Source organism: Novilysobacter antarcticus, from assembly GCF_019802285.1.
Taxonomy (GTDB): Bacteria; Pseudomonadota; Gammaproteobacteria; order Xanthomonadales; family Xanthomonadaceae; genus Novilysobacter; species Novilysobacter antarcticus.
In genome coordinates this window covers 285,832-299,848 of the sequence record NZ_JAIEUJ010000001.1, presented here as the reverse complement: position 1 = coordinate 299,848, position 14,017 = coordinate 285,832, and the positions used below count along the sequence as shown (strand labels likewise).

At 65.3% G+C, this 14,017-nt stretch carries 16 protein-coding genes and 1 tRNA gene; 15 read left to right on the top strand and 2 right to left on the bottom strand.

The window, feature by feature from the left end; translation table 11 throughout:
• The first annotated feature begins 129 nt into the window (after positions 1-129).
• The 15 genes from sctV (at position 130) to KZ491_RS01385 (ending at position 11,600) form a co-directional block, all read left to right on the top strand.
• On the top strand, positions 130-2,157 hold the full coding sequence (gene sctV / locus KZ491_RS01455) for a type III secretion system export apparatus subunit SctV (RefSeq protein WP_222564101.1): 2,028 nt from the start codon (positions 130-132) through the stop codon (positions 2,155-2,157).
• 28 nt (positions 2,158-2,185) lie between these two features.
• Complete coding sequence (locus tag KZ491_RS01450) at positions 2,186-3,568, top strand: FHA domain-containing protein (RefSeq protein ID WP_222564100.1); 1,383 nt, start codon at positions 2,186-2,188, stop codon at positions 3,566-3,568.
• A 28-nt stretch (positions 3,569-3,596) separates the two neighbouring features.
• A complete protein-coding gene (locus KZ491_RS01445) occupies positions 3,597-3,920 on the top strand; it encodes a hypothetical protein (RefSeq protein ID WP_222564099.1) in 324 nt (107 codons plus the stop codon).
• Positions 3,921-3,946: 26 nt separating this feature from the next.
• Positions 3,947-4,381, top strand: a complete 435-nt coding sequence (locus tag KZ491_RS01440) for a hypothetical protein (RefSeq protein WP_222564098.1) — start codon at positions 3,947-3,949, stop codon at positions 4,379-4,381.
• Between the two features lie 13 nt (positions 4,382-4,394).
• Positions 4,395-5,171: a type III secretion system inner membrane ring lipoprotein SctJ gene (gene sctJ / locus KZ491_RS01435; protein WP_222564097.1), complete on the top strand. Its 777-nt coding sequence runs from the start codon at positions 4,395-4,397 to the stop codon at positions 5,169-5,171.
• Positions 5,171-5,785, top strand: a complete 615-nt coding sequence (locus KZ491_RS01430) for a hypothetical protein (RefSeq protein WP_222564096.1) — start codon at positions 5,171-5,173, stop codon at positions 5,783-5,785. Before sctJ ends, KZ491_RS01430 begins: the two co-directional genes overlap by 1 nt.
• 32 nt (positions 5,786-5,817) lie before the next feature.
• Positions 5,818-6,549 carry a FliH/SctL family protein gene (locus KZ491_RS01425; protein ID WP_222564095.1) on the top strand — a complete coding sequence of 244 codons (732 nt, stop codon included), beginning with the start codon at positions 5,818-5,820 and terminating at the stop codon, positions 6,547-6,549.
• Positions 6,546-7,883, top strand: a complete 1,338-nt coding sequence (locus KZ491_RS01420) for a FliI/YscN family ATPase (RefSeq protein WP_222564094.1) — start codon at positions 6,546-6,548, stop codon at positions 7,881-7,883. Before KZ491_RS01425 ends, KZ491_RS01420 begins: the two co-directional genes overlap by 4 nt.
• Positions 7,880-8,368: a hypothetical protein gene (locus KZ491_RS01415; RefSeq protein ID WP_222564093.1), complete on the top strand. Its 489-nt coding sequence runs from the start codon at positions 7,880-7,882 to the stop codon at positions 8,366-8,368. Before KZ491_RS01420 ends, KZ491_RS01415 begins: the two co-directional genes overlap by 4 nt.
• An 8-nt stretch (positions 8,369-8,376) precedes the next feature.
• Positions 8,377-9,036 (top strand): hypothetical protein, encoded by a 660-nt coding sequence (locus KZ491_RS01410; protein WP_222564092.1) that lies wholly within the window; start codon positions 8,377-8,379, stop codon positions 9,034-9,036.
• A 126-nt stretch (positions 9,037-9,162) separates the two neighbouring features.
• Positions 9,163-9,387 (top strand): hypothetical protein, encoded by a 225-nt coding sequence (locus tag KZ491_RS01405; RefSeq protein WP_222564091.1) that lies wholly within the window; start codon positions 9,163-9,165, stop codon positions 9,385-9,387.
• Positions 9,377-9,748 carry a hypothetical protein gene (locus KZ491_RS01400; RefSeq protein ID WP_222564090.1) on the top strand — a complete coding sequence of 124 codons (372 nt, stop codon included), beginning with the start codon at positions 9,377-9,379 and terminating at the stop codon, positions 9,746-9,748. Before KZ491_RS01405 ends, KZ491_RS01400 begins: the two co-directional genes overlap by 11 nt.
• Positions 9,749-9,779: 31 nt before the next feature.
• The gene (locus KZ491_RS01395) at positions 9,780-10,250 is read left to right on the top strand and encodes a hypothetical protein (protein ID WP_222564089.1); all 471 of its coding nucleotides are present in this window, start codon (positions 9,780-9,782) and stop codon (positions 10,248-10,250) included.
• 144 nt (positions 10,251-10,394) lie between these two features.
• Positions 10,395-10,739, top strand: a complete 345-nt coding sequence (locus KZ491_RS01390) for a hypothetical protein (protein WP_222564088.1) — start codon at positions 10,395-10,397, stop codon at positions 10,737-10,739.
• Between the two features lie 87 nt (positions 10,740-10,826).
• Entirely contained in the window at positions 10,827-11,600 is a 774-nt protein-coding gene (locus KZ491_RS01385) for a DUF6683 family protein (protein WP_222564087.1), read from the top strand.
• 116 nt (positions 11,601-11,716) lie between these two features.
• On the opposite strand, the gene KZ491_RS01380 is transcribed toward KZ491_RS01385, so the two are convergent.
• A tRNA-Val gene (locus tag KZ491_RS01380) sits at positions 11,717-11,791 on the bottom strand.
• A 78-nt stretch (positions 11,792-11,869) separates the two neighbouring features.
• Positions 11,870-13,957: an excinuclease ABC subunit UvrB gene (gene uvrB, locus KZ491_RS01375; RefSeq protein WP_222564086.1), complete on the bottom strand. Its 2,088-nt coding sequence runs from the start codon at positions 13,955-13,957 to the stop codon at positions 11,870-11,872.
• Positions 13,958-14,017 lie beyond the last annotated feature (60 nt).

The window sequence follows — 14,017 nt, the reverse complement described above, 5'->3', positions numbered from 1 at the left end:
CCGCGACATCCGTGCGTCAAATCGAGAGAGCCCACGGATGCGATATGCAGCGACACTCATCACCCCCCGGGGATTAGATCCCGCCACCGCTGGCCGGGGGCCGTCTTGCGTACGCTGATCGGATCGCTGATGGCGGCGCCGGCCGGCGCTGCGCCGCGTAAACGCGGCGGCTACAGCGATATCGTGCTGGCCTTCGCCGCGGTGCTGATCATCAGCCTGATGATCCTGCCGCTGCCCATGGCGGTGATAGACACGCTGGTTGCTTTCAACATCGCCATCGGGTTCGGCTTGCTGTTGCTGGCGATCTACATCCCGTCGCCGGTCGCGTTTTCCAGCTTCCCCAGCGTTCTTCTGCTGACGACCCTTTTCCGCCTCGCGCTGTCGATCGCGATCACCAAATCGATCCTGCTGGAAGCCGAGGCAGGCCACATCATCGACACCTTCGGCACCATGGTCGCCGGCGGCAATCTCGTGGTCGGGCTGGTGGTGTTCCTGATCATCACCGTGGTCCAGTTCATCGTTGTCGCCAAGGGCGCGGAGCGCGTGGCAGAAGTCGCTGCGCGCTTCACCCTGGACGCGATGCCGGGCAAGCAGATGTCGATCGACTCGGACCTGCGCTCCGGGCTGCTGGACAAGGACGAGGCGCGCAAGAAGCGGCGCTACCTGGAGACCGAGAGCCAGCTCTACGGCAGCCTCGATGGCGCAATGAAGTTCGTCAAGGGCGATGCGATCGCCGGCATCGTCATCATCATCATCAACCTGCTCGGCGGCCTGGCCATCGGCGTGTTGCAGCGCGATATGTCGCTGGGCGACGCCACCCAGACCTACAGCATCCTGACCATCGGCGACGGCCTCGTGGCGCAGATCCCGGCGATCCTTGCCGCCATCTCGGCAGGGCTGGTCGTGACGCGTACTGCCGGCATCGAGGACGACCGCCACCTCGGCGACGCGATTTCCAAGCAGATCTCCGCCCAGCCGCGGGTGCTGACCATCACCGGTGTCCTGTCGTTGCTGATGATGCTGGTGCCCGGTTTCCCGACCGTGGTCTTCGGTCTGTTGGGCGCGACCCTGTTGACCATCGCTGCATGGCGCTACCGTCACCAGAACGATCTGCTGCGGCGCGCGTTCCGGGTCACCGACGAGGCCATGGCGACGCACCAGCAGCCGGTAGACATCGATGACCTGGCCCCGCCAGCGCCCCTGCAGCTGGCGGTGTCGCCCAGTCTGGCCGCAGAGTTCGGCAAGCAGCCGCTGCTCGATGGGCTCACCCAGATCTGCCAGCGCGTGCGCGAGGAGTTCGGCGTTCCGGTACCTGCGCCGACGGCACGCGTGGATGTCACGCTGGGCGAAAGGGAATACCAGCTCACGGCGTTCGGCGCCCGCATGGCGAAAGGCGTGCTCCGCAAGGACGGGCACTTCCGTCCGGCACGCAGCAGCGGCGACAACACTCCCACGCTGTCGGGCTTCCACCCCCCGCTCGCCGGCCAATGGCAGGAAGAAGCCGGCGAAGACACCCTCGCCCCCCTAGAGGTGCTGACCGAGCACGTCCGCCGCACGTTGCAACGACGGCTGGGCAGCTTCATCGGCATCCAGGAGGCATCCAACCTGTTCGCGAAAATGCAGCGCGACTATCCGGATCTGGTCAAGGAAATGCTGCGCGTCGTAGCGCCGCAGCGCGTGGCCGACGTGCTCCGCCGCCTGGCCGAGGAAGGTATCCCGGTGCGCAACCTGCGCGACGTGTTTGAAGCTATCACCGACGTGGGCGGGCGCGAGAAGGACGTCGTGCTGCTGACGGAATACGTACGCGTGGCGCTGAAGCGCGAAATCGCGGATCGCTACGCCGATGGCGAGCGCACCCTGCACGTACTGCTGATCCACCCCGAGCTTGAGGACCGCCTGCGCCAGTCCGTACGCGTTGCCGGTGGCGCGAGCCAACTCGCCATCGCACCGGAGCTCGCGGCCAGATTGTCCGGCGAAGTGCGCACCCAGTTGGCCCGCCAAGGTGGCTCCGTGCGCCCTGTCCTGCTGTGTTCACTGGACGTGCGCAGGCACTTGCGCAAGCTGCTGGAGAACGATTTCTTCGAGTTGCCCGTGCTTTCGTACCAGGAATTGGCAGCCGACCTGCGAATCTCGCAGGCAGGACAGATCAACGCATGACGCGCTACGCATGCAAGGAGAAATTCCAATGATCGACGACATCGTCCCCGATCCCGAGCAGACTCCGGCTACGTTGGAGTCGGCTCCGCAGCCATCGGCAACCAGCGCCGGGACCCAAGAAAAAGCCGCGACTGCAAAGCCCACAACGACCAAACTGGTCCTGCGCATTCTTTCGGGCCTCCACATGGGCGCCAGCCGGGTTCTGGCCGATCAGGAGATGCTTCTGGTCGGCAGTGGCGAGGACTGCGACATCGTGCTTTCCGATGACGGCGTTGCCCCCCACCACGCCATGCTGCTGCGCAACGGCGACTCACTGGCGCTGCGGGCAATCGATGCGCCGGCGGGCTTCGCCGGCGACCCGCTGTACCCTGGGGATCCGATCGAGCTGCAGCTTGGCGCCCCGGTTCGACTGGGCGATGCGAGCTTTGCGGTGGGTGATGCCAGCGATCCGAAGTGGATGCCCGTGGACGGCCTTGATGACGTCGAGCAGCAGCCCTTGAATGCGCGTCGCGTGGTACGTCCCGGATTGTCGAGGACGCTGGCCGGACTGGCCGTGCTTTCGCTGGTCTCGGCAGGTATCTATGCCTCCGTCCGCCCCGCCGCCGAGCCGGCCCCAACCATCGAAGAGCAGGTGGCCGCGTTGGTCACCGCGTACGACATCGGCGACAACACGGTGTCCACCGACGACGCGGGCACGACGGTGCTGACCGGAACGGTGCCCGACAGCATCTCCCGCACCCGCATCCAGCAGCACGTGGAATCCAACGGAATCCCGGTCCGCCTCAATCTGCGCACCGGCGATGACGTGGCGGCCGACGTCGCCGAAGTCCTGCGCAGCCAAGGCATCACCGCGCGCACCCGTTATCTGGGCAACGGCGACGTTGAAGTCAGCGGCCGTTTTGAGGATCAGGACAAGCTGCGGGCGGCCGCAACCTCACGCGCGATGATCGACGTCACCGGCATCAACAGGGTGATCCCGCGCAATTATGCCGACGAGGACGCCAAGTCCCCCACGCGCGCCAAACCGCCGGTGGAGCGGACCCGCATCGTGTCAATCGTGGGCGGCGACGATTCCTACGTGCTCGCCGCCGACGGCACGCGCTATGCGGTGGGCGCCGAACTTCCCGATGATCGCGGCACGCTGGTTGCCATCGGCAAGTCGGCCTGGGCGCTGGTCGACGGCAAGGTCCACCAGGTCACACCCGATCCGCCGGTCGAGGTTGATGAACCCGCCGCGGCCGGTGTGTCCGTCAATCAAGACACCCGCGGTGTCGCCAAGGCGGGAGATGCCGCCGGCGACGGCCCCTCGGCTACCCCTGCAGAAGCCGCGAAGAAATCCCAGGAAAGCCGCCCCTCCGCTGAAGTCGCAAGGCGATTCGTCGCCGCCAATCCACGCACCAACCGGATGTAACCCGTTCCGAGAATCAAGGAGAAATCTCATGAGCATCAATGCCAACGATCCGAACGCTCCCGTCACCACGTTCATCGCGACCGCCAGCAGCGGCAGCACCCGTAGCCACGTGTCCTCCGGCGACAGTGGCAGCTGGTATGAAGCCATGTCCCGCGCATGGGGCCAGACGCTTGACGGCCAGGCGGCGCGCGTGACGCAGCTGTCCGACGCGATCTCGTCGGGCGGCGACCAGCCCTCCAACATGGTCCAGCTGACCGCCGAGAGCCTGCGCATGCAGTTCATGTCGAACAATGCGGCGACCTCGCAAAACGCTGTCGGCCACGCGCTGGAAACCCTCGGCAAGCGCCAGTAATTCCAAACCCTCGCGAGGACACGATCATGATCGAAGCAATCCAGGTGTCGGCGCTGGACGCCGCCAAAACCGGCGCGGGCGGGCTGTCACCGGCCCAGCAATCCCAAACGCCACAAGCCCAGGCCACGCCGTTCGACGTGCGTGATTTCGCAGCGACGATGGAGCGCACCGGCGCCGCGCCCAATGCCGACGCGCCCGCAGCCGTGGCACCACCGGCGGCGTCGGAGCCATCCCAGGGAACCCGTGCGGTGCTGGGCGCGCTCGACGGCCTCAATGGGGGCGCGGACAAGATCGAGTCGATGTCGAAGATCCTGACCGCCAACGGCGCCGACCTCACTCCCGGCGAGATGATCCAGCTCACCATGCGCAGCCACCAATTCCTCTTCACCGCGCAATTGACCTCCAACGTTGCCAACCGTTCCTCTGACGGCATCCAGCAATTATTCCGTCAGCAGTCGTAAGTCAGGAGCACGCATGAATCTTCCCAACCGGGCATTCCCTTGGCGCATCACGTGCAGCATCCTGGCCTGCCTGCTGCTGGCCGCCTGCAATCGGGTAACGCTCTACAACGAGCTCGATGAGCAACAAGCCAACCAGGTCATGGCGGCGCTGCTGGGGTCGGGAGTTTCCTCGGAAAAAATGCCCTCCTCCAGCAAGAAGGGCTGGGAAGTACGGGTCAACCGCGGCGATTTCCCGTATGCGATGCAGGTGCTCAATTCGCAGGGCCTGCCCCATGCCAGCTACCGCTCGATGGGGGAGATCTTCAAGAAGGAAGGGTTCGTGTCCTCGGCGATGGACGAGCGCGCGCGCTACATGGATGGGCTGCAGCAGGAGATCGCGCGGACACTGTCAAGGATCGACGGCGTCGTGGAAGCGCGCGTGCATATCGCGCTGCCTCCGCCGGATCCGCTGGGCGGCCGGGACAACGACTCGTCCGCCTCGGTCATCATTTTCGAGCGCCCCGGCGCGAAGCTGCGCGATCGCGAAACCGACCTGAAAGTATTCATCAAGGACAGCGTTGAAGGACTGGCCGACGTCAACAAGGTCACCATAAAGTTCTTCACGATCGCCGCGCCGGGTGCGGCTGACCAACAGACCAATGCGCCGATTGCGATGTCCTCGATGGGGCCGTTTGCCGTGGTCGCGGTGGTGCTTGCCGCGCTGCTCGGTTTGGGCATCGCGTTCCGGGGCAAGCTGCGCGCCCGCCTCAGCCCCCCCGCCGAGGTAAAGGCCCCCGCGTGGAGTGATTGATGGACACGGCACCTGGCTTGCAGACGGTCATTGAAGGGGCCGATGACAGCTGGTTTAACGATTTTGACCTCGCGCTGCTTCCCGCGGCCCGCGCCAGTGCTCTGGGGCGGCGCCTGCTGGCACGAACCCTCGCCGACGGAGCGGCGTCCATGCTGCTGGCCCCCGCCCCCAAGCCGGCGCTGGATCGTGTCGTAGCGCGCTGGTCACCGGAAAAGCTGCGCTCGCTGGTGCGCAACATCGGCGTACTCGCATTCGCTCCGGCAATCCGTTCCGAAGTGGGCCGCGAGCCGGTACGCCGACTCAAGCTGGCGCTGGAAAAGCGTTACTTGCTGGCGCTGGATCGCAATGTCTGGGATGGCGAAGTGCCGCGCGACGTGCAACTTGGGCTGCAGCAAGCAATTCGTGCCGCGCTTGATGAGTCCGACCCGACGCCTGCGTTGCTGTCGCTGTTCGATCGCCACGGCTGCGCTGAACTCCGCGCGTGGGCCCATCCGCGGGATCCGGCATTCACCGAGTGGCTTGCGCTGCTGCATCCACGCGACCAGACGCTGCCCCCAACGCACCTGCCGCCCTCGGCGGTGCAGCAGCTTTACTCCGTCCACGCGGGCAATTGACTCCTCCCCGAACCGAAGCAGATATCGACACCATGCGTTCAGACGATCACTCCAGCACCTTGTCCACGCGACCCTCGGCCGCTGCGCCGCAAGGTGGTGTTGGCGTCATGGAGCCGGGTCGTTTCGAGCGCGTGCTTGCCGGCAACATCGTCCCACCCGACGCCTGGGAGCACCTGGCCGACGTAGATGCCGTAGTCGAGCAGGTCAACGCATTGCACGCGCAAGCCAGCGAGCAGATCGAGCAGGCGCGCGCGGAGGCCGCCGCCGCCGGTTACGCCGAAGGTATCGCCCGCGCACAGACCCAGATGACCGAGCAGTTGGCCGCGCTCAATGAGCGACGGGCGCGGGTTCTTGGCGACGCCCAGCAGCGTGTGATCGATCTCGCCTGCGCGATCGTCGCCCGTCTTGCGCCGGGATTCGATCCGGCCCAAGTCGCGCCGTCACTGGTGATGGAAGCCGTCGAGGCCGCGCAGGCCGAACAGTTTCTGTTGATCCGGGTGCACCCATCGGTACGCGAATCGGTGACTGCCGGTCTTGGCGCCGTGCGCCAAGCGCATCCGGCGGTCGGGGTGATCGAGCTGGTGGACGATGAGAGTCTGGATCCGCTCAGTTGCGTAGTGGTGTCCGAGGCGGGGCAGGTGCGCGCCGGGATCGCCCAGCAGATTGAAGCCATCCGTTCTGCATTGGCGTCACACACCCCGGCCTTGGATCCTGATGGAGAGACGGACGGAAGCCCCCCGGGCGCGCTCGGAGATCCTGCATGAGCGCGCTGCTCGGCAACGAACAGGACGCGCTGCTCGCCGGCGCACTGAATCGCGCGCGCACGGTCGAGCGGGTCGGCAAGGTCGCCGAAGCCTATGGCACCCTGATCCGCGCGACCGGCCTGAAAGCCGCCATCGGGGAGCTGTGCGAACTGCGCAATCCGCCGCACGAAGGTCCGGCCGACTTCCATCTCGCCGCCGAGGTCGTGGGGGTTTCCCGCCAGCACACGCTGCTGACGCCTCTGGGCGCGCTGGACGGTGTTTCGGCGACCACCGAGGTGTATGCGACCGGACGCCAGGCAACCGTGCTCGCTGGCGATGGTCTGCTCGGCCGCGTCCTGGATGCCCATGGCAACCCCATCGATGGTCTCGGACCGATCAGCGGTGGCGTGCCCGCCCCCATCTACGCAAGCTCACCCAACCCCCTGTCGCGCAAGCTCATCGACCGGCCGTTTTCCACCGGCGTACGCGCGATCGACAGCGTCATGAGCGTTGGCGAAGGCCAGCGGCTCGGGATCTTCGCCGTCGCCGGCGGAGGCAAAAGCACGCTGCTGGGCATGCTCGCGCGCGGCGGGGATGCCGACGTCAACATCATTGCCCTGGTGGGTGAGCGCGGCCGCGAGGTCAATGAATTCATCCTCGACAATCTGGGCGCTGAAGGCCTTGCGCGCTCGGTTGTCATCGTCGCCACATCCGACCGGCCAGCACTGGAACGCAGTCGCGCCGCGTGGGTCGCCACTGCGATCGCCGAGCACTTCCGGGATCGTGGCCAGCGCGTGCTGTTGCTGCTCGACTCGGTGACCCGCTTCGCGCGAGCCCTTCGTGATGTCGGACTGGCGGTCGGCGAACCTCCCGCCCGACGCGGCTATCCACCCTCGGTGTTCAGCGCCCTGCCGGGTCTGTTCGAGCGGGCCGGCAACAACGACAAGGGCAGCATCACCGCGTTCTACACGGTGTTGATGGAAGACGAGGACGGCAGCGACCCGATCGCCGAGGAGGTCCGCTCGATTCTCGACGGCCACGTGGTGCTCTCACGCAAGCTTGCGGCGGCGTACCACTACCCGGCCATCGATGTGCTCGGCAGCCTGAGCCGGACGATGCCGCGCGTGGTCGACCGCACCCACCAGCACGCCGCCGGACAGCTGCGGAAGTACCTGGCCAAGTACCAGGACATCGAACTGCTGCTGCAGCTTGGCGAGTATCAGCGCGGCACGGACCCGGAGGCGGACATCGCCATCGACCGCATTGAACCCATTCGCCGGTTGTTGCAACAGCCGGCCAGTGAGCTGGTCCCCTTTAAGCGCTCCGCAGATGCTCTGCGAAGGCTGTTTCCATGAAGCGCTATCCACTGGCGACGCTCATCCGCCTGCGCGAGCACCGCACCCAGGCCGCGCAGCAACTCGTGCTTCAACACCAGCGCGAAGTCGCGGCAAAACGCGGCGCATGCGTGGAGATCGAGCGTCACATCGACGCGTTGGGCGAAGAGCGCGGGCGCCAGCGACGGCAACTGCTTGATCCACCTCCGCCGGGCATCGCCTGGCCGGCGGCACTGGCACAGCGCGAGGCCCATATCGAACTGTTGCAACAGCAGACTGAACTGGCGCAACAGCAATTGCTCCGCGCACAGCAGTTGCTGACCGAAGCCGAGGCGGAACTGCAAAAGGTTCGCGAGGCCTTCTTCCGCGTCAAGGCGCGCGAGGATGCACTCAAAAAACGCAAGGATCTATGGCGGGAAGAACAGCACGCCAATGAGCTGCGCCAAGAAGAGATCGCTTCGGCGGAACTGCTGCATCGTCGCACCACTCCAATCGCTTTCCACTGAGGTATGCCATGAGCATCATCCGCGACAGTTCGTCCGCGCCCTCTTCCGACAGCATCGACAACTCCCACAATCGCGACTCCGCCCGCGACCCACAGCGCGCAGTGGACCCGGCGGCCCGTCAGCGGTTCCAGCATCTGATGCGCGAGGGACAGCTCAAGGCCCAGGGCGACTCCGAGGCCGCCGCGCGCAAGGGGGAAGAACTGGCAGGCGAGCGCCTCAACCGCAGCTTCCCCAGCCAGCAGGATGGGACCGGCCCTCGCGACCTGGGCAAGGTTTCCGCCGAACCTCTCCCCCCGGCCGAAGTTGCAGCGATATGGCAGGCGCAGAACCTCGCCAACCAGGCATCAGGAACCACCAGCGCGCTCCCCGCCCCACCCGTCAACTCCACGGCCTTCGCGGAGCTGCTCGAGCGCCATGTGCGCCAACTGGCGGTCAGTGAGGGCTCGGCAAGCACCGATGATGGTCATGTACTGCTGCGCTTGGCAGACAGCACGCTGGCCGGCACCGACCTCCTGTTGAGCCGGACGTCGGACGGCTGGCTCCTGCGCGCCGACGTGCGCTCGCGCGACAGTTTCGATGCGATCCAGCAGGCTGGCAGCGAGCTGAGCGATCGCTTTGCGCAGCGCGGACTGGGCGCCCTCACCATCGACCCTCACCTCACCGAGTGAGCGGCGAATGCCCGCACCCTCGGGCAACACCTAGGTGGGGTCACCCCCAATACCAAACCGGAAGTCGGTGCGGATACTTGAACATGAACCATCCCGCATCACTCTTTCAGCAACCGGAGAATCCCCATGTCCTTGATCGGTGACATCGTTCAATCCGTAAGCAAATTGGTTGGCACCGCGATCGGCGGCCCCTTGGGTGGCATGGTCGGCAACATCGTCGGTGACATCATCGGCGACGTGTTCGACCAGGCCATCTCGGCCGCCTTCAGCCGCGCCAACATTCCGGCCGATGTCAGCCAGTACTTCAGTGCCGCCTACTCGTCCGGTTTTGCCGACGGCTATGGCAGCTGACCAACTGCCGCCATTCGACATCTCGACCGCGGTGGCGTCAGCCCCCGCGGTTGCCGCTGACCGGCCCGGACCCAGCGGCGGTGACAACCGCGAATGGATCGGCCGCATCGAAGAGCTCAAGGGCGACGGTGGGATCAACGCCGACGACGAGTCGACACTGATCCGCCATGTCGGCGAACAGCGCGAGTCGCTCGAGCAGGCGCTTGCCCGGATCATGCCCGAGTACAAGCAGCGCCTGGCCGACGATGGCAAGGAAAGCGCCGACCGTTGGCTCGGCGAGACCGCGCGTGCGCTGGGCGAAGAGCACGGCAGGGAGAGTCGACGGGTCGTCGACGGCCTCGACGCCAGCCAATCCCCCTGACCATTCCACCGTCACTACAGGAAGCCCGACGATGACCAGTTACGACACGCCATCCCGCACCGCGGACCACGAACAGATGCTCGCGCAACTGGATGCGTCACTGGCCGAAAACCCGGACGTGGACGCGGCGGACCGGGAAACCATCCTCCGCCACTTCCGCGACGCGCTGGAAACCGAAGCTGCCTCCGCCAGTCCGGCGCAGAGCGTCGGGCCCGACCGCGCCCAGTGGATGGACACCCTGGATCTGCTGGTGGGCAACCACCTGCTCGACGAGACCGACCGCAACGAACTGGTGCGGCAGTTCGACGATGCCTTGGGCAGTCTGCAAAACGATGCGTTGCGCACCGCGACCGAGTTTGCGCGCCGTTGCAACGAGCAAGGGGAAGCGTCCGCGCAGGAGTGGTTGAGCGGCCAGCTGCGTTCGGCCCAGGCCAACCCTTCACAGGATCACACCATGGCCCTGCCGGCCCACGTCGCCATGGCGCTCCGGCGTCGCCGGTGAGGTGCGACGACTAGGGCACGCCCTAGCTAGTCACCCGTGTCAAGCAATCGCACTATCAGTTCACACGCAACAGATCCAAATCCAACCCCCGGCCCAATCGTCACAACGCGCAATCGGCCAATTCCAACACAGCGGAGAATCGACATGACTGCACAGGCTTCCAACAATTTTGCCATCGCCAAGATGGTCGTCCAGAACCTCCAGGCCAGTGACGCCAAGGGCGGCAAGGGCAAGAGCTGGCTGGTCGCGATTGCCCAGGCGCTGGGCGGCATCATGGGTGACAAGGCGGCGAAGCTGGTCGAGCTGACTGGCAAGATGGACAAGCTGGCTGCCGCGAATCCGGAAGACCAGAAGGCCGCGAAGGAATTCCAGAAGACGATGATGGAGTTCCAGGCGCAGAGCCAGCTCTTCAGCATGATCTCCAACGCCAGCAGCACCGCGATCAAATCGATCGGTGAAGGCATGACCACGGTAGCCCGTAAGCAGTAATCTCCCGGCTACCCTGTTTCACCGAAGTGTCACCACATGGCGATCCCGGGTTTCCGGGGTCGCCATGTGCTTTGTGGAGGATCTCCTATGCGAACCCATCTGACCTTGCTATTTATCGGATTTGCCGGCGCGTCCGCGCTGGCACCTGCGCACGCCCAGTGGTCCCCCAGTCCCACCCTCGATATGGGGGTGAACTACGGCCAGATGGCGCTCAGCCAGTCAGCGATCGGAGGCACCCGCGCCCTCAGCAAGAGCAGCACCAAAGCGATCGAGTCATCGGCTGCAAGTGCCCCACCAGTGGAAGCCAAAAAGGTGCCATTCAACCCGCGTTTCTCATCGGATCCCGAGGTGAGCAAGCTGGTCGACCGTCGTTTCGCCCGATACCTGGCCAGCGATCAGCCCGACGTGGAGGAGGCAGAGGCGATGGTAATGCGCGATCTTGAGGCGGGTCATTACCGCTCGGACTTCAAGAAGATCCTCGCCTCCAACGGCTTGGCTTCCAACGACCTCATCGATGTCACCGCGGCACACTACGCGGGCTTATGGGAGGTCGTCAGGGGAAGCCCCCTGACCCGGGCTCAGGTCACCTCCATCCGCGATCAGCTACGCAAGGCGATGCGCGACAACCCGGAACTGGCGGAGATGGACGACGCCGATCGCCAGGAAATCGCGGAGACCTTCATGCTGCATACCGCGGCGGCACTGGGCGGCTACCGTACGCTCCAGTCCCGCGGGGACCAGAAGCTGCTGTCGCAGTACCGCGAAGGTGTGCAGCGGAACATGCTGCCTGACGGCCCGGACTTGAAGAGCTTGAGCGTGGACTCGGGCGGCTTCACCAGCATCGCGCCGGAGCGCCGCTGACAGCGCTTTCCATCCGGGTCACGCCCGAACCCCAGCAGACGCAACGCACGATAGGCGCGGGCACCGAAGCAAACAAAAACGGCAGACCTGCAAAGGCCTGCCGTTTTCATTGGATGTGGTGGGCGGTGAGGGTTTCGAACCCCCGACCCCTACCATGTCAAGGTAGTGCTCTACCACTGAGCTAACCGCCCAATCGCCAAACTCATGAACCCGGCGAGAGGGCGCGCAGTTTAGCCCGCCAGCGGCGCTTCGGCAACAGCTTTGCGTCGTCAGACCCCGAAGCCCTGCTCTTTCAGCAGGTGCAGCTGGTCGCGGACGGCTCCCGCCTCCTCGAATTCCAGATCCCGCGCGTGCTGGTACATCTTCTGCTCGAGCTTCTTGATCTTCGCCGAGAGCTGGGCAGGATTGAGCGCCGCGTACTCCGCCAGCTCCTCGGCCACCTGGCGGGCACGATTGCGCTCCTTCAGCGCGGCCGGGTCCACGCGCGCGCCTTCCATGACGTCCATGACCGCACGGTTCACCGATGTCGGGGTGATGCCGTGCTCGGTGTTGTACTCGACCTGCTTGCTGCGCCGCCGGTCGGTCTCCTCGATCGCCCGCTTCATCGAGTCGGTGAACTTGTCCGCGTACAGGATCGCCTTGCCGCGCACGTTGCGGGCCGCTCGGCCGATCGTCTGGATCAGTGATCCGGTCGAGCGCAGGAAGCCCTCCTTGTCGGCATCCAGGATCGCCACCAGCGACACCTCAGGCATGTCCAGGCCTTCGCGCAACAGGTTGATGCCAACCACCACATCGAACTTGCCTAGGCGCAGGTCACGGATGATCTCCACCCGCTCGACCGTGTCGATGTCCGAGTGCAGGTAACGCACGCGCACATCGTGGTCGGCCAGGTATTCGGTGAGGTTCTCGGCCATGCGCTTGGTCAGCGTCGTGATCAGCACCCGGTCGCCCATCGCCACCCGCAGGTTGATCTCGCCGAGCACATCATCGACCTGGGTCGCAACGGGCCGCACTTCGACTTCGGGGTCGATCAATCCGGTCGGACGCACGACCAGCTCGACGACCTGGCCCTCGGACTTCTCCAGTTCGTAGGCACGTGGCGTGGCGGAAACGAAGATCGAGCGCGGGGAACGCCCTTCCCACTCCTCGAAGCGCAGCGGCCGGTTGTCCAGCGCCGACGGCAGGCGGAAACCGAACTCCACCAGGGTCTCCTTGCGCGAGCGGTCACCCTTGTACATCGCGCCGATCTGCGGAACCGTCACATGCGACTCGTCCACCACCAGCAGCGCGTCGGGCGGCAGGTAGTCGAACAGGCACGGCGGCGGCTCGCCCGGCATGTGGCCGGTCAGGTGGCGACTGTAGTTCTCAACGCCATTGCAGTAGCCAACCTCGGCCAGCATCTCCAGATCGAACTGCGTGCGCTGCGCGAGCCGCTGAGCCTCGACCAGCTTGTTCTGCGAGTACAACTGCTCCAGGCGCACGCGCAGCTCGTCCTTGATGGCATCCACGGCGTCGAGCACCGTGCGCCGCGTGGTGACGTAGTGGGATTTGGGGTAGATCGTGTAGCGCTGAAGCTTGCGAAGGCTCTCGCCGGTGAGCGGATCGAAGGTGGAGACGTTCTCGATCTCGCCGTCGAACAACTCGATCCGCACCGCCTCCATCTCCGATTCGGCCGGATGCACGTCGATCACCTCGCCGCGCACACGGTAGGTACCGCGGCGGAGCTCGGTGTCGTTGCGGGAGTACTGCATCTCGGTGAGGCGGCGGATCAACTCGCGCTGGTCGATGCGCTCGCCGCGGACCATGTGCAGCACCATGCGGAAGTATTCGTTCGGATCGCCCAAGCCGTAAATGGCCGAGACGGTGCAGACGATGATCGCGTCGCGGCGCTCCAGCAGCGCCTTGGTCGCCGACAGGCGCATCTGCTCGATGTGCTCGTTGACCGAACTGTCCTTCTCGATGAAGGTGTCCGACGAGGCCACGTACGCCTCGGGCTGGTAGTAGTCGTAGTAGCTGACGAAGTACTCGACTGCATTGTTGGGAAAGAACGACTTGAACTCGCCGTACAGCTGGGCGGCCAGAGTCTTGTTGGGCGCCATCACCAGCGTCGGCTTCTGCACCCGCTGGATCACGTTGGCGATCGTGTAGGTCTTGCCCGAACCGGTGACGCCTAACAGCGTCTGGTGCGCCAGTCCGGCCTCGAAGCCCTCCACCAGCTTCTCAATCGCTTGTGGCTGGTCTCCAGCCGGCGAGTAGGGCGACACCAGCTCAAATGTCCCCTCGCGCTGTCTCGCGCCCGGGAAGCGGTCAAGCGGGCCGTCGGAGGTGGCGGTTGGGGTGTGCGCTGCGTCGTTCATCGTATCCAAGCGTCGGATTTCTCAACTCGTCAGTGTAGGACCCTTCCGTGATGGGGGCGG